The 24,691-nt window shown below is 71.4% G+C and carries 23 protein-coding genes and 1 tRNA gene; 6 read left to right on the top strand and 18 right to left on the bottom strand.

What is annotated here, in order from left to right; genetic code table 11:
* Window positions 1–28: 28 nt before the first annotated feature.
* The 9 genes from paaE to NE857_RS14530 form a co-directional block, all read right to left on the bottom strand.
* Window positions 29–1,132 carry a 1,2-phenylacetyl-CoA epoxidase subunit PaaE gene (gene paaE, locus NE857_RS14570; RefSeq protein WP_254421476.1) on the bottom strand — a complete coding sequence of 368 codons (1,104 nt, stop codon included), beginning with the start codon at window positions 1,130–1,132 and terminating at the stop codon, window positions 29–31.
* 2 nt (window positions 1,133–1,134) lie between these two features.
* A complete protein-coding gene (gene paaD, locus NE857_RS14565; RefSeq protein ID WP_254421475.1) occupies window positions 1,135–1,698 on the bottom strand; it encodes a 1,2-phenylacetyl-CoA epoxidase subunit PaaD in 564 nt (187 codons plus the stop codon).
* Entirely contained in the window at window positions 1,692–2,570 is an 879-nt protein-coding gene (paaC, locus tag NE857_RS14560; RefSeq protein ID WP_254421474.1) for a 1,2-phenylacetyl-CoA epoxidase subunit PaaC, read from the bottom strand. Before paaC ends, paaD begins: the two co-directional genes overlap by 7 nt.
* Before the next feature lie 77 nt (window positions 2,571–2,647).
* Window positions 2,648–2,959 (bottom strand): 1,2-phenylacetyl-CoA epoxidase subunit PaaB, encoded by a 312-nt coding sequence (gene paaB, locus NE857_RS14555; protein WP_254421473.1) that lies wholly within the window; start codon window positions 2,957–2,959, stop codon window positions 2,648–2,650.
* Window positions 2,956–3,936, bottom strand: coding sequence for a 1,2-phenylacetyl-CoA epoxidase subunit PaaA (gene paaA, locus NE857_RS14550; RefSeq protein ID WP_254421472.1), 981 nt, complete (start codon window positions 3,934–3,936; stop codon window positions 2,956–2,958). The genes paaB and paaA overlap by 4 nt, the downstream gene beginning before the upstream one ends.
* A gap of 255 nt (window positions 3,937–4,191) precedes the next feature.
* Window positions 4,192–4,980, bottom strand: a complete 789-nt coding sequence (locus tag NE857_RS14545) for an enoyl-CoA hydratase/isomerase family protein (protein WP_254421471.1) — start codon at window positions 4,978–4,980, stop codon at window positions 4,192–4,194.
* A 12-nt stretch (window positions 4,981–4,992) separates the two neighbouring features.
* The gene (locus NE857_RS14540; protein WP_301184335.1) at window positions 4,993–5,901 is read right to left on the bottom strand and encodes a 3-hydroxyacyl-CoA dehydrogenase family protein; all 909 of its coding nucleotides are present in this window, start codon (window positions 5,899–5,901) and stop codon (window positions 4,993–4,995) included.
* A complete protein-coding gene (locus NE857_RS14535; protein WP_254421470.1) occupies window positions 5,898–6,668 on the bottom strand; it encodes an enoyl-CoA hydratase/isomerase family protein in 771 nt (256 codons plus the stop codon). The genes NE857_RS14540 and NE857_RS14535 overlap by 4 nt, the downstream gene beginning before the upstream one ends.
* A complete protein-coding gene (locus tag NE857_RS14530) occupies window positions 6,665–7,900 on the bottom strand; it encodes a thiolase family protein (RefSeq protein WP_254421469.1) in 1,236 nt (411 codons plus the stop codon). The genes NE857_RS14535 and NE857_RS14530 overlap by 4 nt, the downstream gene beginning before the upstream one ends.
* Before the next feature lie 243 nt (window positions 7,901–8,143).
* Here NE857_RS14530 and paaK point away from each other — a divergent pair, with 243 nt between their 5' ends.
* A complete protein-coding gene (gene paaK / locus NE857_RS14525) occupies window positions 8,144–9,502 on the top strand; it encodes a phenylacetate--CoA ligase PaaK (protein WP_254421468.1) in 1,359 nt (452 codons plus the stop codon).
* 43 nt (window positions 9,503–9,545) lie between these two features.
* Here paaK and NE857_RS14520 read toward each other — a convergent pair whose 3' ends face one another.
* The 3 genes from NE857_RS14520 to NE857_RS14510 form a co-directional block, all read right to left on the bottom strand.
* A complete protein-coding gene (locus NE857_RS14520) occupies window positions 9,546–10,079 on the bottom strand; it encodes a transposase (RefSeq protein WP_254416875.1) in 534 nt (177 codons plus the stop codon).
* A 23-nt stretch (window positions 10,080–10,102) separates the two neighbouring features.
* A complete protein-coding gene (locus tag NE857_RS14515) occupies window positions 10,103–10,609 on the bottom strand; it encodes an IS110 family transposase (RefSeq protein ID WP_254416874.1) in 507 nt (168 codons plus the stop codon).
* Window positions 10,610–10,989: 380 nt separating this feature from the next.
* Entirely contained in the window at window positions 10,990–11,802 is an 813-nt protein-coding gene (locus tag NE857_RS14510; protein WP_254421467.1) for an SAM-dependent methyltransferase, read from the bottom strand.
* A 169-nt stretch (window positions 11,803–11,971) separates the two neighbouring features.
* Here NE857_RS14510 and NE857_RS14505 point away from each other — a divergent pair, with 169 nt between their 5' ends.
* A complete protein-coding gene (locus tag NE857_RS14505) occupies window positions 11,972–12,745 on the top strand; it encodes a nucleotidyltransferase domain-containing protein (protein ID WP_254421466.1) in 774 nt (257 codons plus the stop codon).
* 386 nt (window positions 12,746–13,131) lie between these two features.
* Here the strand turns inward: NE857_RS14505 and NE857_RS14500 are convergent, their stop codons facing one another.
* Entirely contained in the window at window positions 13,132–14,088 is a 957-nt protein-coding gene (locus NE857_RS14500) for a hypothetical protein (RefSeq protein ID WP_254421465.1), read from the bottom strand.
* Window positions 14,089–14,334: 246 nt separating this feature from the next.
* Here NE857_RS14500 and NE857_RS14495 point away from each other — a divergent pair, with 246 nt between their 5' ends.
* The 4 genes from NE857_RS14495 (at window position 14,335) to NE857_RS14480 (ending at window position 18,675) form a co-directional block, all read left to right on the top strand.
* Complete coding sequence (locus tag NE857_RS14495; RefSeq protein WP_254421464.1) at window positions 14,335–14,973, top strand: hypothetical protein; 639 nt, start codon at window positions 14,335–14,337, stop codon at window positions 14,971–14,973.
* 106 nt (window positions 14,974–15,079) lie between these two features.
* The gene (locus tag NE857_RS14490) at window positions 15,080–16,057 is read left to right on the top strand and encodes a phosphatidylinositol-specific phospholipase C (RefSeq protein ID WP_254421463.1); all 978 of its coding nucleotides are present in this window, start codon (window positions 15,080–15,082) and stop codon (window positions 16,055–16,057) included.
* Window positions 16,058–16,160: 103 nt separating this feature from the next.
* Window positions 16,161–16,237, top strand: a tRNA-Pro gene (locus tag NE857_RS14485).
* Entirely contained in the window at window positions 16,237–18,675 is a 2,439-nt protein-coding gene (locus NE857_RS14480; protein ID WP_254421462.1) for a transcriptional regulator, read from the top strand. Before NE857_RS14485 ends, NE857_RS14480 begins: the two co-directional genes overlap by 1 nt.
* Before the next feature lie 215 nt (window positions 18,676–18,890).
* Here the strand turns inward: NE857_RS14480 and NE857_RS14475 are convergent, their stop codons facing one another.
* From NE857_RS14475 to NE857_RS14455, 5 genes are all read right to left on the bottom strand, one after another.
* Window positions 18,891–19,343, bottom strand: a complete 453-nt coding sequence (locus tag NE857_RS14475; protein ID WP_254421461.1) for a hypothetical protein — start codon at window positions 19,341–19,343, stop codon at window positions 18,891–18,893.
* A 459-nt stretch (window positions 19,344–19,802) separates the two neighbouring features.
* Entirely contained in the window at window positions 19,803–21,257 is a 1,455-nt protein-coding gene (locus tag NE857_RS14470) for an ABC transporter ATP-binding protein (protein ID WP_254421460.1), read from the bottom strand.
* Window positions 21,250–22,071: an ABC transporter permease gene (locus NE857_RS14465; protein WP_254421459.1), complete on the bottom strand. Its 822-nt coding sequence runs from the start codon at window positions 22,069–22,071 to the stop codon at window positions 21,250–21,252. Before NE857_RS14465 ends, NE857_RS14470 begins: the two co-directional genes overlap by 8 nt.
* Window positions 22,068–23,066, bottom strand: coding sequence for an ABC transporter permease (locus NE857_RS14460; RefSeq protein ID WP_254421458.1), 999 nt, complete (start codon window positions 23,064–23,066; stop codon window positions 22,068–22,070). The genes NE857_RS14465 and NE857_RS14460 overlap by 4 nt, the downstream gene beginning before the upstream one ends.
* On the bottom strand, window positions 23,066–24,577 hold the full coding sequence (locus tag NE857_RS14455; RefSeq protein WP_254421457.1) for an ABC transporter substrate-binding protein: 1,512 nt from the start codon (window positions 24,575–24,577) through the stop codon (window positions 23,066–23,068). The genes NE857_RS14460 and NE857_RS14455 overlap by 1 nt, the downstream gene beginning before the upstream one ends.
* Window positions 24,578–24,691: the final 114 nt, after the last annotated feature.

Here is a 24,691-nt window from a genome sequence, read left to right as displayed (position 1 = left end):
TTGCGTTTCCCCGCCGCCGCGTCCGCGCTCACGAGTCGAAGTCCACGGTGACGGCGTCGGTCTGGGGCAGCGCCTGGCAGGCCAGGGCGTACCCGGCCTCGACCTCGGCGGGGGTGAGCGCGTAGTTGCGGCGCATCTTCACCTCACCGCCGCACACCTTGACCCGGCAGGTTCCACACACGCCGCCCTTGCAGGCGAAGGGCAGGTCGGGGCGATAGCGCTGGGCGGAGTCCAGCACCGGGACGCCCTGGGGCAGGGTCAGCGTGGTGGTGCGGCCGTCCAGGACGACGGTCACCTCACTGGCCGGGCCCTCGATCCCGGGCTCCTCGTGGCGCGACTGGGGCGGCGGCTCGGCGCCCTCGACGAAGAACAGCTCCTGGTGGACGCGTTCGCCCTCCACCCCGTGCCGGGCCAGCACCTCCTGGGCGTCGGTGACCATGCCGTAGGGGCCGCACAGCCACCAGTGGTCGACCGCGTCGGGGGCGATGATCGTGGACAGCAGCGCGTCCAGCTTCTCGCCGTCCAGACGGCCGGTGAACAGCTCGGACTCGCGGGGCTCGCGGGAGAGCACGTGGACGAGTTCGAGCCGGGGGCCGAAGGCGTCCTTGAGGTCGGCGAGCTCGTCGGCGAACATCACCGTGTCGCTGCGGCGGTTGCCGTAGAGCAGCGTGACGCGGGAGTCGGTACGGCGCAGCAGCGACGAAGCCATGGACAGCATCGGCGTGATGCCCGAACCCGCGGCGACCAGCACGTGGCGGGCGGTCTCGGTCAGGTCGGGGCTGAAGCGGCCGGTGGGCGGGCCCACCTCGATCTCGTCGCCCGGCTCGACCTCGCGGACCAGCCAGCTGGAGAACAGGCCGCCGGAGACCAGGCGCACCCCCACGCGGAGGGCCTCGCCCACGGGCGCGCAGATGGAGTAGCTGCGCCGTTCCTCCACACCGTCCACCTGGCGGCGCAGGGTCAGCGACTGGCCCGGTGTGAAGGCGAACTCCTCGGCCAGGTGGTCGGGGACGTCGAAGGTGACGGCGACGGCGTCGTCGCACAGGCGCTCGACGGCGGCCACGCGCAGCCGGTGGAACGCCGCCCGGCCGCGCGCGGCGGCGGGAGCGGTCTCGGTGACGGGTGTGGTCACGGTCAGATCTCCTTGACGTGCTCGAACGGTTCGAGGCAGGCCCGGCAGCGGTGCAGCGACTTGCAGGAGGTCGCGCCGAACCGGGACAGTTCCTCGGTGTCGGCCGCGCCGCACAGCGGGCAGCGCGGGACGGTACGGGTGGGCATCAGGGTGAGCGGGACGGGGCCCGCCGGGCGCTTGGGCGCACCGCCGGGCGGGGAGATGCCGTGCTCGGTGAGCTTGCGCCTGCCCTCGTCGGTGATCCAGTCGGTGGTCCAGGCCGGGGAGAGCGCGGTGCGCACCTCCACGTGCTCGAACCCGGCGGCGCGCACGGCGCGGTCCACGTCCACGCGCATCTCGGCGAGGGCGGGGCAGCCGGAGTAGGTGGGGGTGATCCACACCGCGGCGGTGCCGTCGTCCTCCACCGCGACCTCGCGCAGGATGCCGAGGTCGGCGAGGGTGAGCATGGGCAGTTCGGGGTCGGTGACCGCGGCGGCGGCCGCCCACAGGTTCCGCTCGGCCCCGGTGCCCCGAGCCGTGCCGGTTCCGGTGTCCGTGCTGGTGCTGGTGCTGGTGCTGGTTACCATGTCGCCTCCGGGTGCTCCCGGGCCACGCGCTGGAGTTCCTCCAACAGCGGGGCGAGTTCGCTGGTGTGCCTGCCCTCGCGTCCGGCGACCGCGCTCTCGGGGAAGGGCTCCGGGGCGGCCAGGGTCGCGGCGGTCAGTACCTGGGTGAGGACCTCGTGGACCTCCTCGCGCACCGAGGCCGGGTCCACGCCCACGCCCTGCGCGGCCAGGGCGGCCTCCACGGGGTGGGTGGCGAACAGCTCGCCGGTCAGCGGCCACACGTGGGCGAGGGCCTCGCGCATGCGCTCGTTGGAGTAGGGGGTTCCGTCGCCCAGGCGCAGGGCCCAGGACACGGCGTACTCGCGGTGGTAGGCGAGTTCGTTCACGCCCTTGGCGGCGATCGCGGAGAGCACGGGGTCCTTGCTGTGGGCCAGGCGGGTGAAGACGGCCAGGCGCCAGCTGGAGAGCACGAGCAGGGTGGCGATCGCGCGGGCGAAGTCGCCGCGCGGGGCCTCGGTCAGGTGCGTGTTGCGGAACTGCGCGGGGTCGCGGTGGTAGGCGAAGGCGTCCTCGTCGCGGCCGGTACCGTCGGCCTGTCCGGCACGGGCCAGCAGGAGCCGGGCCTGGCCGAGCAGGTCCAGCGCGATGTTGGCCAGGGCGACCTCCTCCTCCAGTTCGGGGGCGTCGGTCACCCACTGGACGAGGCGCTGGGACTGGACGAGGGCGTCGTCGCCGAGCATCTGGCAGTAGGTCGCCAGGTCAGCGCCGTCCACCCCCGCGGGAAGGGTGGTGTCCACGCCCGCGAGCGCCTCGGTGAAACCGGTACCGAAGGCCCAACGGGCGTCGCCGTCGTGCTCCTCGGTCAGTCCGGTGAAAATGTTCTCGCCACTCATGCTTGTTCCTCGAAGACTCGTGCTGACCTGTGCCCCGGCGCCCTGCGGGCGGCGCCCCGAACGGTTCGGAAGTTCCGCTAGATGTGCGGGACGTCCTCGGGGATGGGGTAGAAGGTCGGGTGGCGGTAGACCTTGTCACCGCTGGGCTCGAAGTAGGGGTCCTTCTCGTCCGGGCTGGACGCGGTGATGTTCTCGGCGAGCACGACCCAGATGCTCACGCCCTCGTTGCGGCGGGTGTAGAGGTTGCGGGCGTTGTGCAGCGCCATGACCTCGTCGGGTGCGTGCAGCGAGCCCACGTGCACGTGGTTCAGGCCGCGCTTGCCGCGGACGAAGACCTCGTAGAGGGGCCACTCGGGGCGGGCCGGGGCCGCGTTGTCGTTCCTGCTCATGCGGCGGCCTCCTGGGCGCTCTTCTTCTGCTGCTTCTCGGCGTAGGCGGTGGCGGCCTCGCGGACCCACGCGCCCTTCTCGTGGGCGGCGCGCCTGCGGGTGACGCGCTCGGCGTTCTTGGGACCGGCGCCGGAGATGACCTGCTTGAGCTCGTTCCAGTCGGGCTCGCCGAAGTCGTGCTGACCGCGCTCGGCGTTCCAGACCAGCTCGGGGTCGGGCAGGGTGACGCCCAGCTTCTCGGCCTGGGGGACGGTCATGTCGACGAACTTCTGGCGCAGGTCGTCGTTGGTGTCGATCTTGATGCCCCAGGTCATGGACTGCCGAGTGTTGGGCGAGTCGGCGTCGGGCGGGCCGAACATCATCAGGGACGGCCACCACCAGCGGTCGACGGCGTCCTGGACCATCTTCCGCTGGCCCTCGGTGCCCTCCATCATGCGCATCAGCAGCTCGTAGCCCTGCCTCTGGTGGAAGGACTCCTCCTTGCAGATGCGCACCATGGCGCGGGCGTAGGGGCCGAAGGAGGTTCGGCACAGCGGTACCTGGTTGCAGATCGCGGCGCCGTCGACCAGCCAGCCGATGACGCCGACGTCGGCGTAGCTCAGCGAGGGGTAGTTGAAGATCGAGGAGTACTTCTGGCGGCCCTCGATCAGCCGCTCGGTGAGGTCGCCCCGGTCCACGCCGAGGGTCTCGGCGGCCGCGTACAGGTACAGGCCGTGCCCGGCCTCGTCCTGGACCTTGGCCAGCAGGATGGCCTTGCGGCGCAGGCTGGGCGCGGTCGCGATCCAGTCGCCCTCGGGCTGCATCCCGATGATCTCCGAGTGCGCGTGCTGGGAGATCTGGCGGATGAGGGTCCTGCGGTAGGCCTCGGGCATCCAGTCACGCGGCTCGATGCGCTGGTTGGCGGCGATCCGGGCGTCGAATTCCGCCTGGAGTGCCTCGTCGGCGCCGGGGGGCGCTTCCTGGGCCGTGGTCGACATTGCTCTTTCCCCATTCATAACCGAACGTTCGGTCAGTAATTAGTATCCCCGGATCCGGGCGCCCGACGCAAGTCCCCGGGCGCCCGAATCCGAGCAGGTCACTGTATTTCCTTGGGCCTGCGCCCGGCCATCGCCCGCCACCACCCCCAACGGATGTGCTGACGCGCGCAGCTTGCTTCTGACTCTGGCCCGTGCTCGGGCGCTCAAAGCAGGGCAGGAACCTTCGGCGCCCCGCAGGGGCCGACTACCGGACTTCTACTGGCCCGTGAAGGTCGGCTTCTGCTTGTTCAGGAAGGCCTTGACCGCACCGACGTGGTCGGCGGTCACACCGAGCTGGTTCTGCAGCTCGGCCTCCTCCTCCAACAGCTCGGGCAGGTCCATCTCGCCCCCGGCCGCCGAGCGCACCTCGCGCTTGGCCGCCACGAACGCCGCCGTCGGACCCGAGGCCAGCTGAACGGCGACCTCGCGGGCGCGCGTCTCCCAGTCCTGGTCGTCCACGACCTCGGTGACCAGGCCCAGCTCGCGGGCGCGCTCGGCGCCGAACACCGTGCCCAGCAGCATCAGCTCCATGGCGCGCGCCTGGCCCAGCGAACTCACCAGGCGGTAGGCCAACCCCGAGTCCGAGGCCAGACCGATGCCGGTGAAGGCCGTCCCGAACTTGGCCCTGCGGGCGGCCACGCGCACGTCACCGGCGAGGGCGAACCCCATCCCGGCGCCCACGCAGGCACCGCCGATCCCGACCACGAGGGGGACCTGGATCTCCTCCAGGCCCAGCACGATCCTGTTGTAGTGCTCGCGCACCGTGGTCAGCGCCTGGCCGGGGGTCTCCGCCAGGATCCGCGCGTGCTCGGCCAGGTCCTGGCCCAGGCAGAACGCCTTGTCCGACCCCAGGAACAGCACCGCGCGGGCGGTGGTGGACGCCACTGCCTCACGCACCGCGGCCAGCAGCTCCTCCTTGGCCCCGCGGGTCAGCCCCGGACGGTTCAGCCGGATGGTGGCGACCCCGTCGGCCTCGACGAACTCCGCCGCCTTGTCTTCACTCACGCCTTGTCTCCCTTATCCCTTGTCCCAGATGTGGAAGCCCTCGCCGCTCTTGCGGCCGAGCTTGCCCTCGGCGACCTTACGGCGCAGGAGCTCGGGCGGCGAGAACCGGTCCCCCAGTTCGGTGGCCAGGTACTCGGCGATGGCCAGGCGCACGTCGAGTCCGACCAGGTCGGTGAGCTTGAGCGGGCCCATCGGGTGGCGGTAGCCGAGCTCCATGGCGGTGTCGATGTCGGCGGGCGAGGCGACGCCCTCCTCGACCATGCGGATGGCCTCCAGACCCAGCATGACGCCGAGGCGGCTGGTGGCGAAACCGGGGGCGTCGCGCACCACGATCTCGGTCTTGCCCAGGGCGCCGACCCAGCCGCGCACCGTTTCCAGGACGGCGGGGTCGGTCTCGGGGGCGGTCACGATCTCCACGAGCTTGGAGGCGGGGACCGGGTTGAAGAAGTGGGTGCCCAGGAAGCGGGCGGGGCGCTTGAGCGCGGCGGCCAGCTCGGTGACCGACAGCGAGCTGGTGTTGGAGGCCAGGACGGTGTCCTCGCCCACGGCGGCCTCGGCGGCGGTGAGCACCGCGAGCTTGAGTTCGGGCTTCTCCGGGACGGCCTCCACGACCAGACCTGCGTCGGCCGGGATGTCCGCGGCGTCGGTGACGGTGCTCAGGCGGGCGAGGTAGGCGGCGGGTTCGGCGTCGATCTTGCCGCGCTCGCGGGCCTTGTCCAGACCGGCGCCGACCCGGCCGCGACCGGCGTCGGCGGCCTCGGCGGTGGCCTCGACCAGCACCACGCCCGCCCCGGCCATCAGGAACTGCTGGACGATACCGGCGCCCATGGTGCCGCCGCCGATGACGGCGACGACGGCGGGCACACCCCGCGGGGTGATGCCGGAGGCGGTGTTGCCGGGGGCGCTGCTGTCGGAGCTCAACGCTTCTTCCTCTCCAGGAAACGGGTCATGCGGTCGTGCTTGTCGGCACTCTCGAAGAGCACCGCCTGAGTGAGGTCGTCGGCCAGCGGGTGCACGCCGTCGGCGTCCAGCACCATCTTGGTCATCCGCAGGGCCATCGCCGAGGAGGCGGCCATCCGGTCGATCAGGCCGTGTGCGCGCTCACGAAGTTCCTCGGACGGGACGATCTCGGCGACCAGGCCGTGGCGCAGCGCGGCCTCGGCGTCCAGCTTGAATCCGCCGATCAGCACCTGTTTGGCGACCGAGGTGCCGACCAGTTCCTTGAGGCGCCAGCAGGCCCCGGCCCCGGCGATGATGCCCAGGCCCGGCTCGGGCTGGGCGAACACGGCGGTGGGGGTGGCGATGCGGATGTCGCAGGCGTAGGACAGCTCTGCGCCGCCGCCGAGCGCGAAGCCGTCGACCGCCGCCACGGTGGGCGCCTGGAGGCGGTGCAACCGCTCGAACAGGCGACTGTTGATCCCGGCCAGGGCCTGATCGCGGCCGCGTTCGCGCAGTTCGGAGATGTCGGCCCCGCCCGCGAACACGGTGCCGTGGCCGGTGAGCAGCAGCGGCTTGGGGTCGGCCTCGATCCGGGCGCACACCTGGTGCAGCTCGGCGATCATCTCGGCGTTGATGGCGTTGCGGGCCTCGGGACGGCGCAGTTCGACCACCACGCGGTCCTCGCGCCACTCGACCCCGAGCGTCTCGAACCGGGTTTCGGGGTCGTGGGTCTCGGAGTACTGGCTCACGGGCGCTCCACCAGGAGTGCGGTGCCCTGACCCACGCCCACGCACAGGGTGGCCAGGCCGCGCTGGGCGTCCTCGCGCTCCATGCGGTTCATCAGCGTGACCAGGATGCGGGCGCCGGAGGAACCGAGCGGGTGGCCCAGGGCGATGGCGCCGCCGTCGGCGTTGACCCGGGACTCGTCCAGGCCGAGCTGGCGCATCACGCCCAGTGACTGGGCGGCGAAGGCCTCGTTGAGCTCGACCGCGCCGACCTCGTCCAGCTTCCACCCGGCACGACCCAGGGCCTTCTGGGTGGCCGGGACCGGACCCAGGCCCATGACCTGTGGATCAACCCCGGCGGAGGCGGAGGCGACCACCCGGGCGCGGGGGGTGAGGTTGTACTCGCGCACGGCCTCGGCGCTGGCCAGGACCAGCGCGGAGGCGCCGTCGGAGAGCGAGGAGGAGTTACCGGCGGTGACGATGCCGCCCTGGCGGAAGACCGGGCGGAGCTTGCCCAGGCTCTCCATGGTGGAGCCGGGGCGCGGGCCCTCGTCCTCGGTGACCTCGTGGGTCTGGCCCTTGCGGCCGTGCACGGTGACCGGGACGATCTCGTCGGCGAAGCGGCCCGCCTCGGCGGCGGCGATAGCGCGCTCGTGGCTGCGCAGTGCGAAGGCGTCGCACTCCTCGCGGGTGAGACCCTCCAGGATGGCGACCTCCTCGGCGGTCTCGCCCATGGACAGCGTGTAGCGCAGCTCGTCGGGAGCTGCGCCGTCGGTGACCTTCGCGTCGGCCGCGGCGAAGCGCGGGTTGGTGAAGCGCCAGCCCAGGGAGGTGTCGGCGACCTCGCCCGGCTTGGCCCAAGGGGTGCCGGGCTTGGCCATCACCCAGGGGGCGCGGGTCATGGACTCCACGCCGCCGGCGACGATCACGTCGGCCTCACCGGCGCGGATGGCCTGCGCGGCCGAGGAGACGGCGGTCAGGCCGCTGGCGCACAGCCGGTTGACGGTGTAGCCGGGGACCTTGGGGTCCAGTCCGGCCAGCAGGGCGGCCATGCGGGCCACGTTGCGGTTGTCCTCACCGGCCTGGTTGGCGGCGCCGAGGATGACCTCGTCCACGACGTCACCGGGGACTCCGGCGCGGCGGACCACCTCGGACACGACCCGGGCGGCGAGGTCGTCGGGACGGACGGCCGCGAGGGCGCCCCCGTAACGGCCCTGAGGGGTGCGCACCCCGTCGACCACGTAGACGTCGCTCACGAACGGCCTCCCATGTTGACTACGGTGGTCTGCGCCACCGTCCAGTGTGAACTCATCGACAGGCCTCCTTGACACGGCATGTCGGAGACTGAGTAAATGCATTAGTAACCGAACGTTCGGTCAGTAAGCAAGTCGGCCCTCCCAGCGGACCGACCGAAGACCCACCTCAGCGCGGCCGCGCCGCCGAACCTCCCAGGCCCCGCAAGCCTGACGGAACACCGCGCACAGTACCCGGAGAGGCCCATGGCAAGCCAGGACACCACCACGCAGTCGGCCGGTACCGCCCTCCAGCAGCGTCTGGGACAGGCTCCCGCCCCCGAGTCCCTGGACCCGGCCGAGCGCATGAGTGTCGACGAACTGCGCGCCCTCCAGTTCGAGCGCCTGCGCTGGACCCTGGAGCACGCCTACACGAACGTGCCCCTGTACAAGCGCAAGTTCGACGAGGCCGGTGTGCGCCCCGAGGACCTGAAGACCCTCGAGGACATCGCCCTCTTCCCGCACACCACCAAGGCCGACCTGCGCGACAACTACCCCTTCGGGATGTTCGCGGTCCCCCAGGAACAGGTCAGCCGCATCCACGCCTCCAGCGGCACCACCGGCAAGCCCACCGTCGTCGGCTACACCCGTGAGGACATCGACACCTGGGCCACCGTCGTGGCCCGTTCGATCCGCGCCGCGGGCGGCCGCCCCGGCCACAAGGTGCACGTCTCCTACGGCTACGGCCTGTTCACCGGCGGCCTGGGCGCCCACTACGGCGCCGAGAAGCTCGGCTGCACGGTCATCCCGGCCTCCGGCGGGCAGACCGCCAAGCAGGTCCAGCTCATCCAGGACTTCCAGCCCGAGATCATCATGATCACGCCCAGCTACATGCTGACCCTGCTGGACGAGTTCGAGCGCCAGGGCATCGACCCGCGCACGACCTCCCTGAAGACCGGGATCTTCGGTGCCGAACCCTGGACCGAGAAGATGCGCCTGGAGATCGAGGAGCGCTTCGACATCAACGCCATGGACATCTACGGCCTCTCCGAGGTCATGGGGCCGGGCGTGGCCAACGAGTGCGTGGAGACCAAGGACGGCCTGCACGTCTGGGAGGACCACTTCTACCCCGAGGTGCTCGACCCCGTCACCCAGGACGTGCTGCCCGACGGCGAGAACGGCGAGCTGGTCTTCACCTCGCTGACCAAGCAGGCCATGCCGGTCATCCGCTACCGCACCCGCGACCTGACCACCCTGCGCCCGGGCACCGCCCGCCCGATGCGCCGTATGGACAAGGTCACCGGCCGCAGCGACGACATGATCATCCTGCGCGGGGTCAACGTCTTCCCGACCCAGATCGAGGAGATCGTCCTGGGCCTGGACGGGCTCGCCCCGCACTTCCAGCTGGTGCTCACCAAGGAGGGCCGCCTGGACCGCATGGCCGTGCGCGTGGAGGCCGCCCCGGACTGCACCGCCGACCGCCGGGTGATGCTGAGCAAGGAGATCACCGCGACGGTCAAGGACCGCGTCGGTGTGAGCGTGACCGTGGACGTCGTCGACCCCGAGCGGATCGAGCGCTCGGTCGGCAAGTTCCGCCGCATCATCGACCAGCGCCCCAGGGGCTGACCGAGCTCTACCCCGCCACCCCACCCCCCGTGACGCTTCTATGTCAAGTGGCGGGCTGAAGAGAGACCTCAGCCCGCCCTCTCACCACTTGATCAGCGACCATCGCCCGATACACCACATCCGCCAAATGCCGCTTCAAAGCCCGATACGCACCCTTGGTGCCCTTGGCCTCCTCCCGGGAACGCACGAACTCCCGAGCCGGCTCACCCAACCGGACCTGAACCACCCCGATCGAGTGCAACGCCCGGTTCACCTGCCGGTTCCCACCCCGGTGCAACCGATGCCGATCCCGCCCCGAGGAAAACACCGGAATCGGCGCGCTCCCCGCCCACCGCGCCATCTTCGCCGAGGTCGCAAACCGCGACACATCCCCCACCTGCGAGAGCAACACCGCAGCCCAGACCACACCCACACCACGAATCCCCAACAAGTTCGGCGCCAACGGCTCCACCAGCTCCTTGAGACGCCGCTCCACCTCAACAACACGCACGAACAGGGTGTGGATCTCCTCCAGCTGCTCCAGCAGCACCCACCGCGCCACCTCGTCCAGCTCGGCCCCCTCCACCAGAGCACGCACCCGACCCACCTTGGCCCGGGTTTTCAACGCCCCTTGCCCAGGCGGTGGTCCAACTCGATGTGCACCGCCGCCAGCACCCGGTTGGTCAGGGCCACACGCTGATCGGTCAGATTCTGGCGCAGGCCCACCAGCGCACGCACCTGCCGCACCTGCGGGTCGATCCGGTGGCGGGCCAGGTCAGGGGTGGCCAGGGCCGCACGCGCGATGGCCACCGCGTCGATCACGTCGGACTTGGCGCCCACCGGCCCGCTCAGCTTGCGGTGGGCGGCCATGGCGCGCGGCGGCACCCACACCACTTCCTGGCCCGCTCCCAGCAGGGCGTCAGCGATGGCCCGGCCCAGCCCGGGGCCGCCCTCGATGGCCCACAGCACCGGGCCGTTTCCGGCCAGGGCGCGGATCCAGGTCAAGAGCTGGCCCAGGGCCTCGGGGCCCGTCTGGACCTTCTTGGCCCTGCCCAGGCGGGTGCCGTCCTGGGCCAGCGCGACGGCTTGGTGCATGTCCTTGTGCGGGTCGATACCCACTGTCACCATGGTGGTGTCCTGCTTCCTCTTGGTCAGGAACGGGACGACTACCAGGGCCCTGGCCCGGGGGACAGATCTACTGTGAGTTATCGGCTGCACAGGCTTCTATAAGGTCACTCCCGCGGCCAGGGCCTTGGCCTGCGAGCGCTGGTGGACAGGTCACGACAAGGTCCACGTGGGACAGATCTTGCTTGAGTCACCCCAGCCCCGCTGTCGGGCGGCTCCCGTCGAAACCCTCCCGACACCCACCATGGTGGACCAGTAGATCTTGCTACCAGGAGCAAGTTCGGCGCCTTGGGTTCCAGTGGCTCCGGGCTTCCAGTAGCAAGATCACCGAGGGGGAGGGGCCGAAAACCGACCCGGGGTGCTCACCGGGCCCAGAAAAGCCCCTAGGCCTTGCGGGCCACCCCGCCGTACTCGGCGACCGGGCGGATGCTGCCGACCTCAGCCGCTTCCGGACGCCACAGCGAGCAGGAGACAACGCCCGGTTCCAACAGCTCCAGGCCGTCGAAGAGAGCCTCGATGCCCGCTGCCGAACGGATGGTGAGCTTGGGGGTGCCCTTCTCGTTCCACGCCGCGGCCACCTGGTGCGCGCGTTCGTTGTCGATGTCGTCGGTGGGATGGGAGACCACCAGGTAGCTGCCGGGTGCGAGCGCCCCCAGCAGGCGGTCCAGGACCGATCGCACCTCGGCGTCGTCAGCCACGAAGTTGACCACGCCCAGCAGCATCAGGGCCACCGGTCGGCTCAGGTCCAGGGTTTTGGCGGCCGCGGCCAGAATGGCGTCGGGGTCGCGCAGGTCGGCGTCGACGTAGTCGGTGGCACCCTGTTCGGAGCCGGTGAGAAGGGCCCGGGCGTGTGCGAGGACCAGCGGGTCGTTGTCCGCGTACACCACGCGCGCGTCGGAGGCCACCGCCTGGGCGACCTCGTGGGTGTTGTTGTGGGTGGGCAGCCCCGTACCGATGTCCAGGAACTGCCGGATCCCCTTCTCCTGGGCCAGGTAGGTGACGGTGCGGACCAGGAAGGCGCGGTCGGCGATCGCGTTGTCGACGATCTCGGGGAAGAACGAGCGGATCTGCTCGCCCATCTCCCGGTCGACCGGGTAGTTGTCCTTGCCGCCCAGCCAGTAGTTCCAGATCCTGGCGTTGTGCGGGACGGAGGTGTCGATCTTCGGTTCGGGGATCTCGGGGTTCTCGGGGGGCACGGTCCTGCTTTCCACTGCGGCGCCCGGCTGGTACCGGACGAACTACGGGACCAGTAAACGGACTCCGACCCCGCCCGACAAGTACCAAAACTCCCTTTTATTCGGTCGTCGGAGCCGCCGTGATCCCGATAGGTTGCGGCCGACACCACAACCGAACCGGGAGGCCCAGGTGAAGCACTCCACCGAGGAGTTCGCCCGCATCGCCGAGCAGGGCACCGTGCTGCGCTGCCAGGTCGGCTCCGGTGTGCACGGCCTCAGCCTCGACGGCCAGAACGACCGCGACGAGATGGGCGTGTGCGTCGAACCGCCCGAGTACGTCATCGGTCTACGCGCCTTCGAGCAGTACATCTACCGCAGCCAGCCCGAACACACCCGGTCGGGCTTCGGTGACCTGGACCTGACCGTCTACTCACTGCGCAAGTGGACCCGTCTGGCGCTGGAGGGCAACCCCACCGTCCTGCTGCCGCTCTTCGTCCCCGACCACGAGATCGTCACCGTCACCCCCGTCGGCCGCGACCTGCGCGCCAACGCCGAGCGCTTCCTCTCCCGCAGGGCGGGCGAGCGCTTCCTCGGTTACCTGCGCGCCCAGCGCGACCGCATGGCGGGAACCCGCGGCGGCAAGCACACCAACCGCCCCGAACTGGTGGAACAGCACGGCTTCGACACCAAGTACGCCTACCACATGGTCCGGCTGGGCCTTCAGGGCGTGGAGCTGCTGGAGACCGGAAACCTCACCCTGCCCATGCCCGAACCCGACCGTGCGTGGCTGCTCGCCCTGCGCCGCGGCGAGCACAGCCGCGACGACGCGCTGACCCGGGCCAAGGAGCTGGAGACCCGGCTGGAGGAGCTGTGCCGGACCTCCCACCTGCCTGAGCACCCCGACACCGACTGGGCCGACCGTTGGCTGGTGCGGGCCTATCAACAGTTCTGGAACGAGAGCTGAACCACGCTGGTCAGAGCGGGCACCCGACGCGGCGTCGCGGTGACGGCGAGATAGGGTGATCCACCGAAGAGGTACATGCCGCGCCCGAAACTCCGGGTGTCCCGGTGTGCCGGGTGCCGGGGGTAAACGGCCCGCGGTTCCCGGGGGACGAAACAGTGAAGGAAACACCATGGTCGGAACCGTCGCGTTCGTGCTCATGATCATCAGCCTGTCGATGATGATCATCTCCGGTCTCATCGCGGCCGTCGTGAAGACCCGCTAGGGACGGACGTTCCAGCACTGGGTTGACGGGAGCACTGGGTTGATTGGAGCTCTGGGCTGACGGGTGCTCGCCAAGCACGGCCACGCACCCGTCACCCACCTCTCTTCCGGTCTCCCGCACCCGGTCACTCCGGATCGGGCACCGGCTCCAGGGGAAGCCGGGCGATCTCCGCTCCGTCCCCTCCGGTGATGACGACCACCCCGCCGCCGATCTCGTAGCGGGTCTGGCCCGCGTCCGCGACGTATCCCTCGTCCGTGCGTACGGCGGGCACCACCATCACCTCGCCGTTGCCGTCGAGGAACTCCCCGAAGTAGTACAGCTCGCCCGCGCCGTTCGCACACAGCACGATCCGGTGCCGTTCGGTCTCGAAGGCGTCCACCAGAGCCCCCCGACCCGCTCCCGGGACGAGCTCTGCGATCCGCTCCGGACACTTCCGGCCCTGTGCCTCCCCCTCGGCCGGTCCGGTCGCTTCCTCCTCGCTCCCGGGTAAGATCCATGCCAGAAACAGCACCACGCCGCCGACCGCGGCCAGTGCCAGCGCTCGCGCGGTCCCCTGCGGCCAGCGCGGCAGGCTCCACCGACCAACGAGCCTGTGGGCGGTGTCGGCAGGCCCGGACACCGTCGGCAGAGGTTCGGTGACTTCGGGTCCGGTGGCAACCGGTACCGGCACCGGTTCGGTGCCGGCCTCGGTCTGCCACTCCCACCACCCCTGGGCCGGTTCGGGCTCCGCCCGCGGCACCGGTTCGGTCACCACCGGTTCGGTCAACCCTTCCGAGACCCGCTCGGGCTCCGCCGCGGGCACGGTCTCCGGTTCCGGTACCCGTTCCCCGCCGAGGCGGGCAGGTGGCGGCTCCATCACCCGCACCGGCGGGAGATCGTCCTCCGCTTCGGAAGGCCGCGCTGCGACGGGCTCCTCCGGCAGGCCCCCGAACATGTCCTGCGTCGGTGCCAGCAGGTCGCCGCTGGTGGGCTCGGCCCCGCGCGTGCCCAGCGCCCGGAAGGTGTCGCACACCATGCACACGTGTTTGGACGGCTCGTTGTAGGCCGCGCACATCCCGCACTGCCAGTTGCCCTCAGCCATGCGCCCGCGTTCCTCCCCACGGCGGCCCGACCGCTCTGCGCACTCACGGTACGACGGGCACCCACCAACGGCAGCAAAACCAGAAGACATGCAACACCGTCCGCTACGCACGCACAAGGGGAAAACACTCCCAACCCCGACACCACACCAGCAACAGCCTCGGTCCGCCCGGCTTACCGGAGAGCCCGGGGAACCTCACCGCCACGGCTATGGCACCGCGTCCCAGAGTGACCGAACCTCGAAGACATGGACTCCCCCACCCCTCCCTGGGCGCCCTACTCGGACCTGTTCCACCCTCCGCGCCGAAAGGGCGCGCGTCTGGGCACACTCCTGGGGTCCGACCCGCCGCCCGCCCAGATCCACCGCCCTGAGAACGCCGGAATGGCACGCGACTGGTACTCCTCGCACACCCAGGCCGCGATGTACACCCTCGGTCAGCTGATGCCCGTACGCCTGTGGCAGCGTGTGTCCGCTCCTCGGGCCCGCGCACACTGCCCCATGTTGGAGACCCTCGCCCGGGCCTGCGATCCGGTCCGCTCCGCTGAGCGCGACACCCTCTTCACCATCGCCGAGAACGGCTTCGCCGACCTGGGCCGCACGCCCGAGCACGGCATCGTCAGGGCTCTGGCGCGTGCCCGCCAGAACCAGGTCGCCAACCTGGCCCTGTCCCGGGGTCTGGAACCGGCCGCCCCGGGCCCGCCCCTGCGCGACCTGGCGCTCTGCCTTCGCCTGCTCGGGGTCCAGGCCTGCCTCGCCCAGAACCGCATCGAATGGTGCCCCTGCCTGCGCGCACTCCTCTCCACAGGGCCCCTGCCCGGGGCCCACCGGATCCTGGAGCTGTCCACCCGCTTCAGCCCCCGCTACGGCCTCAGCTCCACCGCCTGAGCCCGAATCCAGCAGGGAAAGGGGGGTGGCAGCGCCGGCACCGCGTGGCAGGGTGAGGGGCGGCCCGCTCCCCCAGGCCCGCCCCTGCCCGCGAAGGGATGCCTCCATGCTCACCTCCCCCGTCGCCCAGCGCGTCCTGGCTCACCACACGGGCCCGGCGCTGGTCGCTGTTCTCATGGTCGGTTCGCTCCTGGCCGCCGCGGCGCCGGCGGCCGCGGAGCCGGCCCCCGCCCAGGAATCGTCGGTGGTCCGCGCCGAGTGGATGGCGGCCGTCCCCGACAGCGCCAACCTGGCGGCGCTGTCCATCCCCGGCACACACGACACCGGGGCCTGGCGCGGCACCGTGTGGTCGCGCACACAGGACCTGGACCTGGCCGAGCAGCTCGACTCCGGTGTGCGCTTCCTCGACGTCCGCACCCGCCACTACCGCGACGCCTTCCCCATCCACCACGGCGCCGAGTACCTGCACCTGAACTTCACCGACGTGGTCACCGACATCGGCATCTTCCTCGACGCGCACCCGACCGAGACGGTGCTGATGCGTATGAAGAAGGAGCACACCGAGGTCGAGAACACCCGGACCTACGAGGAGACCCTGGACCACTACATCCACGAGAACCCGGACACCCGCGACGTGCTCTCGAAGCGCCTGTGGGTGCCCGAACCGGGCGCGGAGGGGGTTCCGGACCTGGGCGAGGTGCGCGGCCGGATCATCATCGTCCAGGACTTCTCCGCCTCCCGCGACTACGGCGTCCACTGGAACGGCCCCGCCCTGGACATCCAGGACGACTACCGGGTGCCCACGCTCTTCGACATCCCCGCCAAGTGGGAGAAGGCCCGCGACCACTTCGACGCGACCGAAGCCGGACCGGGCGACGTGCTCCACGTCAACCACCTCAGCGGCAGCGGGGCTCCCTGGGCCAACCCGCGCGAGGTCGCCTGGGGCGCGCTGGGCATCCGCGGGGTCAACCCCCGCGCGACCGACCACCTGCGTCCCGTGTCGGCCTCTCGGACGGGAGTGGTCGTGATGGACTTCCCCAGCCAGGAACTGACCGACCTGATCCTGGCCCACAACCCGGACTGACCACGTGCCGGGAGCGGCTCAAGGAGCGTTTCCGGGGTAGTTCGGGGAGCACCGGAAAACCACTTTTCCCACCCGCCCCGGAACCACTAACCTGGCGGCCTCACAGCGCGTAGCTCAAGTAAGCAGAGCACCCGGCTCGGGCCCGGGATGGTGCGGGTGCGAACCCCGCCGTGCTGGCCATGGACAATCCACAGATCAATCCCGTGTACCCCCGTCAGCAGCTGGCCCGGGCCCTGAGCACCGCCCTCACCCATGAGGACCCCGAGGTCCGCCTCCTGGCCGAGAACCGCGTCAGCGCCTGGAACAGCGTCACCGCCGGGATGGCCGACGGCTCGCTGGAGATCGGTTCGCGCACCCCGGTACGCGACCTGCCCACCTGGGTCACCCTCGAGGTGGCCCAGGGCGGTTTCGCTACCGGACGCCCCGCCGCGGGCGGCCCCCTGAACCCGCACGAGGCGGAACTGGCCGCCCGCCACGGCCTGCCCGCGCGGCGCCGCGCCGTGTTCGAGCACCACCTCGGTGAGAGCGGTCTGGCCGAGCTCACCACCCTGCTGGACAGCGGCGACTACGAACTCGGCCACCCCGAGGAGGCCGCGCTGCTCACCGTGGCCTGGTTGCTGCGTGCCGGGGACGCCCCTGCCGCTCTGCGGCTGCTGAAGGTTCTCGAGCCCTTCACCGGCACTCTCTGCTTCACCCCGCGCCCCCTTCCCGGGGCCCGGGCTGGAGCCGGGACCGGGTCTGGGGTCGCCCTTGCCGAACACTCCGTCCACCGCGCCACGGTCGGCCAGGTCGCGGACAAGCTGCATGCCCGCGCCACACACCCCCGGGCCAGTGTCAAGGCCCGCACCCAGAGCGAGGCCCTGACGATCTGGGCGCCCTTCAGCGACCGCATCCTGTCCCACTGGCTGGCCACCACCGACCCCGGCGGTCGAGTAGACGCTCACCGCCCCGACGGCTGGGCCGAACGCTCCCGGGGCCTGCTGGCCGAGTACGCACGGCTGGCCGCTGAACACACCCTGTGCACCAAGCACCGCCGCCCCAAGGAGAACCTCGCCATCCTCCTGGCCGCCCTCCACGAGGCCACCGGTCAGGAGGGGAGCGTGCCCGAGAACGACTCCGGCGGTGTTGGCGGCCCCGGCGCCCCCAGCGACAGCGAGACCCGGCGGGGCAGTCGGCGCGGCCCCACTCCCGAGCCTGCCGAGCCCGTTGAGCCCGCTGACCCGGCCTCCACCGAACTCTCTCCCCGCCGACGCGGACTGCTCCAGTGCTCCGTAGACGCCATGCTGCGCAAGCGCGGCCGCCCCGGAGACCGTCAGCACACCGCGGTGCGCCGGGTCCAGGCCGCGCAGGCCGCCCGGCCCACCCACGACGATCTCGCCCGGCTGCTCTGCAACCGGTTGAACGCCCTGCCCCGGCACACCGGAACGACCCGGATGTCCGAGCTCGTCCTGCCCGTCTCCCTGGAGGAGGCCGCCGAGCACGGACTTCCGGTGGCCTGGCCGTTCCCGGAGTACCTGCGGGCGACCGTACTTCCCGCCATGTCCGCGCCCCTGGCGGAGCTCATCAAGGCCGGGGTCGTGCCCTCCGCCGAGGTCGTGGCCCAGGTCATCCCGCTGCTTGTGGCCCGGGCCGAGGCCAGTGCCGCACCCGACCAGGCCCTGACTCATCTGACCGCCGCGCACCACCGAGCCTTCAGCCAGCGGCGCTCCCTACTCCTGGCCGACCTGTCCGCCCAGGTGCGCTCCGAGGAGCTGCCCTGGGTCCGGGCGCTGGCCCCGCACCTGAGCGATCGGAACCGCCGCCGCGAGGCCGCGCGCGCCCTGCTGCCCCGAATCGGGTCGACGGTGCTCACCGCCTTCCCGGGCACGATCACGCCCAATCCCCTGGTCCGCCAGTTCGCCGTGCTGGCCCACGCCGCCGACATGGACGCACCGTTCGTGGAGGAGCTGGCCGCCGACATCTTCACGGGCAGGCTGTCCCCCAAGTTCCTGCGCGCGGCGCGGCTGGCCGCGGAGCGCACCCGGGGCGGGCTGTACGCGCGGTACTACGGCCTCGACCCCGAGCAGCTGCCCTCCCCTGCCCAGGGGACCGACAATCCGTGGACCGCGTCCGGGGCGCTGGCCCGGCTGTGCCAGCGGCGCGCGGGTGATCCGAGCGGCGGGGTGGCCGCCGCAGGCATGGTGATCGAGCAGGCGCAGATCCTCACCACGCACAACCTCGCGCTGCTGGAGGACCTGGGCGCCAGCCCCGACCAGGGGTGGGCCGTGGCGGCGTGGGACGCCTACGAGACCGTGGTCGGGATCCTCGACCGCCTGCCCCGGGTCGAGGGCCGGCTCGGGCACGTCAAGAACGCGGCGTTCGCCTGGCGCCAGTGCGTGTACTTCCTGTCCCGATGCTCGGAGGAGGAGCAGCGCGCCGCTCTTGATCGCATGACCGACCGGATCGCGTACCCCCGGCACACGCGGGAGATCCTGACGCCGATCCTGGCCGGGCTGCGGCAGGCCGTGGCAGGGCACTCCCCGGTCGAGGAGGAGGGGCGAGTGCGCCTGTTCCTGGGCTGGTCGAACCGTCGCCACTGGGTGCTACGGGCCCTGCGTGAGGCCGCACCCCGGGGCTGAGCGCCGGCCTCAGACACAGCTGAAGCCGGTGCGGGCCACCCGTCCACCGCGTCCCGCACCGGCGCTCGCGCGGATTCGCGCGGGTCCAGAGTACGGACTCCACCCCAACACGGGTGAACGGTTCGGCGAAGTTCACGCGGAACGCACATGGCCCCGGGATCTTTTTACCCGGAAAGCCGGGGATTGAGCAGTAAATGTACCTTTATGGCGTAGATTCAGCTGTTTCGCGCGGTTGAGTCCATGGCGGCGAACCACTCCCGGGAGCGCTTGGTCTGGAGCAGCATCAGGACCACCAAGGCCAGAACGATCACCATGAAGACGGCATTACCGCCGAACAGGACCACGTCCAGCACCGAGACCAACCCGCCGCCGCCCACCAGCAGTCGCACCACCAGATGGTTCTTCGTGCCGCCCTTGCCGATCCGCAGCGCCGCCACCAGCAGGAGCACAATCGTGATCAGCCCCAGGAGGAAGCCGCGCAGGACGCTGCCGGTGGTCGCCCCCACCGTGGCGAAGACGGCGTCGGGCCCATCGGGGTGCAGGAAGGCACCGATGCTCTCGAGGAGGTTCATCACCAACAGGGCGCCGGACAGGCCGCAGACCACGAAGAGAATGATCCGTGCGGCGGTCACCACACCGGGCCTCACAGGTGTGCTCTGGTTCGACATCGGGGGATTTCCTGTCTTCGGAGTGGGATGTTACTTCCGGGAGGCTATCTCCCCCGCCCACGAAGCCCCTGGCCAGAGCAGTGCACCGGCCGATTGTTAACACAGACGTAGCACGGCGCACCCGCGGACGCGGGGACGGTCCCCCGCCCCCGACCCGCCCGGTCATGCCCGCGTCGTCCTTCCTGTGGACCGGGTTCGTCCCCGGCCGCGCCGAAGGACTCCTGCGAGGATCACGCCCGTCCGATGCGGCCCGTATCCGGGTGAGCACAAGGTCCCCGGACACGACGGAGCACGCTGCGAACAGAACGAACAGGGAGTCATCGGTGTTCGCATCCGAGGCGGCGCGGCGTGAGGTCGTCTCCTGTTTCGTTGCCACGCTCGTCCCAGAGAACCAGACCCTCATCGACGCCCGCGACCCGGGTCGGTCGGGCAGGAGCGGACGACGCTTCGTCCTCCCGGTTACGGCGACGTGGCACAGGGCTCTTTCCTCGCGCAACGAGCCCCCACCCCGGACTGCGGCCCGGGGGCCGGACTGCGTTGGCCTGGGTCCAGGGTGAGGACGTGGTCGGCCCGGTCGGCGACGGTCCGATCGTGGGTGACCATGACGACGGCCAGGCCCTCCTCCGCGCGCAGGGTGTCGAGGAGGTCCAAGACCCTGTGCGCGCTCGCGGCGTCCAGGGACGAGGTGACCTCGTCGGCCAGGAGGAGGCGGGGGCGTGCGGCCAGGGCGCGGGCGATCGCCACACGCTGGCGTTGGCCTCCGGAGAGCCGTGTGGGACGGGCGTGGGCGAGGTCGGCGGGCAGACCTACCCGTTCCAGCAGTTGGGGGACCTCGGAGCGGGCCTGGGTCCGGGACAGTCCGCGCAGGACCATCGACGGTCGGGCCAGGACCGTGCTGATTCGGTGGGCGGGGTTGAGTGCGCCGGCCGGGTCCTGGGTGATGAATTGGACGGAGCGCAGGGTGTCCCGCGTACGTGTCCGCAGCCGTGGGGACAGCGGGGCCCGGTCGAGGGTCATCGTCCCCGATGCTGAAGGGTGCAGGCCCGCGATGCTCCGGAGCAGGGTCGATTTTCCGCTGCCGGAGGGGCCCAGGATCGCGAGGGCCTCGCCCGGGTGCACCGTCAGGGTGACGTCGTCGATCAGGGGCAGACCGGCCGGGGTGGTGACCCGGAGGTGTTCCAGTTCCAGTACGGGGGTCTCGTCGGCGCGGCGGTGTGCGACCGCGGGCCCTGCCCGACCGGCTTCGGCGGGGGTTCCCAGGGTGATGTGGTGGTCGGCCACACGGTGGGCGAATTCCCGGTCGTGGGTGATCACCACGGTCGTGCGGCCCGATCGTCCTCTTCGGCCGTCGATGGCCCGGACCACGAGTTCGACCGTGGTGGGGTCCAGGCCGCTGGTGGGTTCGTCCAGCAGGAGGATTTCGGGGTCGGCGACGACGGCGCGGGCCAGGGCCACCCGTTGGGCCTGGCCGCCGGAGATCTCGTGCGGGCGCCGGGGCCACAGGGCGTCGGTGTCCAGTCCGAGGTCGGTGAGGGCGGCGCGCACTGTCCGCGTGTGCTTGCGGCGCGGTCCGCGGGGCAGTGCGTCGGCCACGAGGGAGGCGACCGATCGCAGGGGGTGCAGGTCCGAGGCGGGGTCCTGGCCGAGGATGCCCACCGTGGCCAGGCGCCAGCGCCGTCCGACGCGCCCCCGGGGGACCCGGATTCCCTGCCAGTGGACGTGTCCGGAGCGGCGGACCAGTCCGGGTGGCAGGGCGTCGATCGCGGCGAGGAGCGCGCTGGTCTTGCCGCTGCCGGAGGCCCCCATGACCGCGGTCACCGCGCCGTCCGGGAAGTGCAGGTCCACCGGCCCGATGATCGGCAGCCCTTCGGTGTTCTCGACCACCAGGTCCGCCACGTCCAGTCCTTCAGGCATGGGGTTTCTCCTCTTGGCCGGCCCTGTTCGGGCGCCGGTCCTCGTGTTCGTGGAAGGAGAGTTGGGCTGCCAGGGCGAACAAGACCGTCGTGGCGCCGAGGGCGATCGCGGGTGCGGCCACCGCCCACGGGTTGGTCGCGACCCCGGTCATGTTCTCCCGCAGCATGAGCGCCCAGTCCGGGGCGGGCGGGGTCGCGCCCAGGCCCAGGACACCGAGCGCGGCACAGACCTGGATCGCCACGACCAGGCGCAGTCCCAGGTCGGCGGAGACAAGTCCGCGCATGGCCGGGAACACCTCGCGGAGCAGGACCGAGGCGGTGGTCTCACCGCGCAGGAGGGCGGCCTCCACGTACCCGGAGGTACGGATGGTGCGGACGGCGTCGCGGACCACGCGCAGGGTGAGGGGCGCTCCCCCGCACACCGTCGCCACGACGACGGCGGTCTGCCAGGGCAGGGCGATCGCGGCCACCAGGGCCAGCAGCAGGGACGGCAGGGCGAGGAGGAAGTCCGCGCAGGCGGTGAGCAGGCGCGCGAGGGGTCCGCCGGACCATCCCGCGACCAGACCGCCCGCGATGCCGAGGGCGGAGGCGCACAGGGCGGCCGCCACGGAGACGGTCAGCAGCCGCCCTCCCCCGGCCAGGACCCGCGACCACACGTCCCGGCCCAGGGCGTCAGTCCCGAGCAGGTGCGCGGGGTTCGGTGGCTGCCAGGGCGCACCGGCCGTGGATGTCGGGTCGTAGGGCGCCAGCCATCCGCCGCCGAGCACCAGGGCCGCGACTGCGGCCAGCGACAACGGCACCAGCAGCCGAATCATGCCGTCCTCCCGCGTGCGGGCTCGGTCAGCGCCGCCACCAGGTCGCCGAGCAGCAGTCCCGCCAGCACGACCGCCGCGGCGAGTACGGCCGTGGCCTGGACCACCGGCAGGTCGCGGGAGGAGATGGCCGAGACCAGGAGCGAACCCACCCCCGGGTAGCCGAAGAGGGTCTCGACGACGGCCGCGGCCGCGATGAGTCCGCCCGCCACGACCGCTGTGACCCGGACGAAGGGAGCCAGCAGGAAGGGCAGCACGTCCACCAGGGCGATCTGCCAGGAGGGCACGCCCCTGCGTCGGGCGTCGGCCACGTGCGGCAGGCGCACGGTGTCGGCCACCGCGCCCGCCAGGAGGCTCGCGCCGAAGAACGCGGTGGGCAGCGCCATCGACAGCACCGGCAGGAAGAGCAGGTCCGGATGGTGCCAGGGGCTGGCGCCGGGTGGGAGCAGGGACACCGGCGGCACCAGACCGAGGGCGCCCGAGAACAGCGCGGCCAGGGCGGCGGCCGTGACCGCCATGGGCACCGCGGCGCCGCCGGTCAGGACCGCGGTGGAGATACGGCGCCCGCGCCGTGTCGTGCCCGCCCACCAGGCCAGGGCCAGGGACGCGGGCGCCGCGAACGCCAGAGCCCCGGCCACGAGGGCGAGGGTGGCGGGCAGCCGCTGGGCGAGGGTGTCGGCGACCGGACGGCCGTTGACCAGGGAGGTGCCCAGGTCACCGGTGAGCAGGGCACTCACCCAGTCCAGGTAGCGGCGCCAGGGCTCGGTGTCCAGCCCCAGCTCCTGCCGTAGGTGTCGTATCTGCTCCTCGTCGGCCCCGGCGGAGGCCCGCAGGTCGGCGGCGTCCCCGGGCAGGAGTTCGGTGGCGGTGAAGACAGCTGCCGAGACCAGGGCCAGCAGAAGCACGGCCCGAGCCAGTGCGAACAGGAACGAGTCCCCCGCGGCCGCCCTCCTCGGGTGTGGGAGGGCGGTCGCGGGGGCGGTCTCGGGGCCGAACATCAGCCGGCGGCCTCGACCTGTTCGATGAACAGACGGTGGAAGCCGGGTCCGGTGGGCAGGCCGCTCACACCGGGGGCGGCCAGGTCGATGCCGTCTCCGGTGCCCCAGACCACGTAGCCGCCGTCATCGGCGACCCGCTGCTGCAGGTCGGCGAGCAGGGCGTGCCTCTCGTCTTCGTCGGCGGTGGCCAGGGCCTCGGTGAAGTCGGCGTCCCAGTCGGGGTCTTCCCAGCTGGTCTCGTTGATGGGACCGTCAGCGAGCAGCGCCATCCGGCCGAAGTCCACGAACCCGTTCCCGCCGAGGCTGTTGAGGTAGAACGGTTCGACGTTCCACACCTGGGCCCAGTAGGTGTCGGGCGGACCGACCTCGATCGAGACGTCGATGCCCGCTTCGGAGAGCTGTTCGGCGGCCAGGGTCGCGGTCTCCTCCATACCGGGGTAGGAGTTGGTCGCGTGCAGGGTGAGTTCGACCCCGTCCCCGTGACCGGCCTCCTCCAGGAGTTCCCGGGCGCGGTCCAGGTCGCGCTCGATCGGCTCCGCCTGCGGGGCGAAGGGCTCCTGGGGGTTGAGCAGGTCCGCGCCGGGCTCTCCGTAGCCGAGGAAGACCGTCTCGACGAGCTGCTCCCGGTCGAGGGCGAGCTTGACGGCCTCACGCACGCCGGGGTCGTCGAAGGGTTCGGTGCCCAGGTCCATGACCAGCGGGTAGTTCACTCCCCCGGGCCGGGTGACCACCTGGACGGAGTCGTCCTCCTCGTGCTGCTGGGCGCTGGCGGGTGCCACGCTCCCGGCGATGTCCGCCTGTCCCGAGGCCACCGCGTCGGCCCGTGCGCCTGGGTCGGGCAAGGCGCTGATCCGGAGTGTGTCGTAGCCCGGAGCGTCGCCCCACCAGCCGTCGTGCCGGTTCAGGACGGCGGTGGTGTCGTCGTACTCCTCCAGCTGGAACGGTCCGGAGCCGATCACGGGCTCGGTGATGTCGTCGCTGCCCTCGGGCACCACGAAGGTCAGGGAGGCCAGGGCACCGCCCACCTCCGCGTAGGGCTGGTGGGTGACCAGCTCGACGGTGTTCTCGCCGGTGACGGAGGAGGCCTCCAGGTCGAACGCGGACAGGCGCCCGTTGTTCTCGGCGCCCTTGCCCTGGATGCGCTCCAGGGAGAACAGGACGTCGTCGGCGGTGACCGGATCGCCGTCGGAGAAGACGGCGTCGTCGCGCAGGGACACGGTCCAGCGGGTCAGGTCGTCTCCGTCCGGCTCCCAGGACTCGGCCAGGCGGGGCTGGACGGCCCCGTTGTCGTCCGTCACGGTCAGTACGTCGTAGAGCATGGCGAACCGCAGGTAGTCGGATTCGTTGCCGACGCGGCCGTGCGGGTCGTGGGTGGTGGCCGCCGGGGCCCCCACCGCCGCGTAGCGCAGGGTGGTGCCGTCGGCGGAGGCCTGCTCGCCTTCAGCGCCACCGCAGGCGGTGGCTGCCAGGAGCACCGCGAAGGCGCCCGCCAGCAGGGATCGTCGTCTCATCGTTCGGCCTTTCTCGGGGGCGGGGCCGTGGTCGGCACGGTCCCGGAAGAGGTCTCCTGCCCCGGGGGAAGGCGGGTCAGGAGGGTTCGTGGGCGGTGACGGCGCCCGAGGTGC

The sequence above is a fragment of the Nocardiopsis exhalans genome (genome assembly GCF_024134545.1).
Lineage (GTDB): Bacteria > Actinomycetota > Actinomycetes > Streptosporangiales > Streptosporangiaceae > Nocardiopsis > Nocardiopsis exhalans.
The sequence above is the reverse complement of the archived record's forward strand: the minus strand, read 5'-3'. Positions and strand labels throughout refer to the sequence as shown.

Coding starts and splice junctions, on each gene's coding strand:
- paaD (WP_254421475.1), bottom strand. CDS start 1,698: ATGGTAACCAGCACCAGCACCAGCACCAGCACGGACACCGGAACCGGC.
- paaC (WP_254421474.1), bottom strand. CDS start 2,570: ATGAGTGGCGAGAACATTTTCACCGGACTGACCGAGGAGCACGACGGC.
- paaB (WP_254421473.1), bottom strand. CDS start 2,959: ATGAGCAGGAACGACAACGCGGCCCCGGCCCGCCCCGAGTGGCCCCTC.
- paaA (WP_254421472.1), bottom strand. CDS start 3,936: ATGTCGACCACGGCCCAGGAAGCGCCCCCCGGCGCCGACGAGGCACTC.
- paaK (WP_254421468.1), top strand. CDS start 8,144: ATGGCAAGCCAGGACACCACCACGCAGTCGGCCGGTACCGCCCTCCAG.
- NE857_RS14515 (WP_254416874.1), bottom strand. CDS start 10,609: ATGGTGACAGTGGGTATCGACCCGCACAAGGACATGCACCAAGCCGTC.
- NE857_RS14500 (WP_254421465.1), bottom strand. CDS start 14,088: ATGGCTGAGGGCAACTGGCAGTGCGGGATGTGCGCGGCCTACAACGAG.
- NE857_RS14495 (WP_254421464.1), top strand. CDS start 14,335: ATGGACTCCCCCACCCCTCCCTGGGCGCCCTACTCGGACCTGTTCCAC.
- NE857_RS14490 (WP_254421463.1), top strand. CDS start 15,080: ATGCTCACCTCCCCCGTCGCCCAGCGCGTCCTGGCTCACCACACGGGC.
- NE857_RS14480 (WP_254421462.1), top strand. CDS start 16,237: ATGGACAATCCACAGATCAATCCCGTGTACCCCCGTCAGCAGCTGGCC.
- NE857_RS14475 (WP_254421461.1), bottom strand. CDS start 19,343: ATGTCGAACCAGAGCACACCTGTGAGGCCCGGTGTGGTGACCGCCGCA.
- NE857_RS14470 (WP_254421460.1), bottom strand. CDS start 21,257: ATGCCTGAAGGACTGGACGTGGCGGACCTGGTGGTCGAGAACACCGAA.
- NE857_RS14465 (WP_254421459.1), bottom strand. CDS start 22,071: ATGATTCGGCTGCTGGTGCCGTTGTCGCTGGCCGCAGTCGCGGCCCTG.
- NE857_RS14460 (WP_254421458.1), bottom strand. CDS start 23,066: ATGTTCGGCCCCGAGACCGCCCCCGCGACCGCCCTCCCACACCCGAGG.
- NE857_RS14455 (WP_254421457.1), bottom strand. CDS start 24,577: ATGAGACGACGATCCCTGCTGGCGGGCGCCTTCGCGGTGCTCCTGGCA.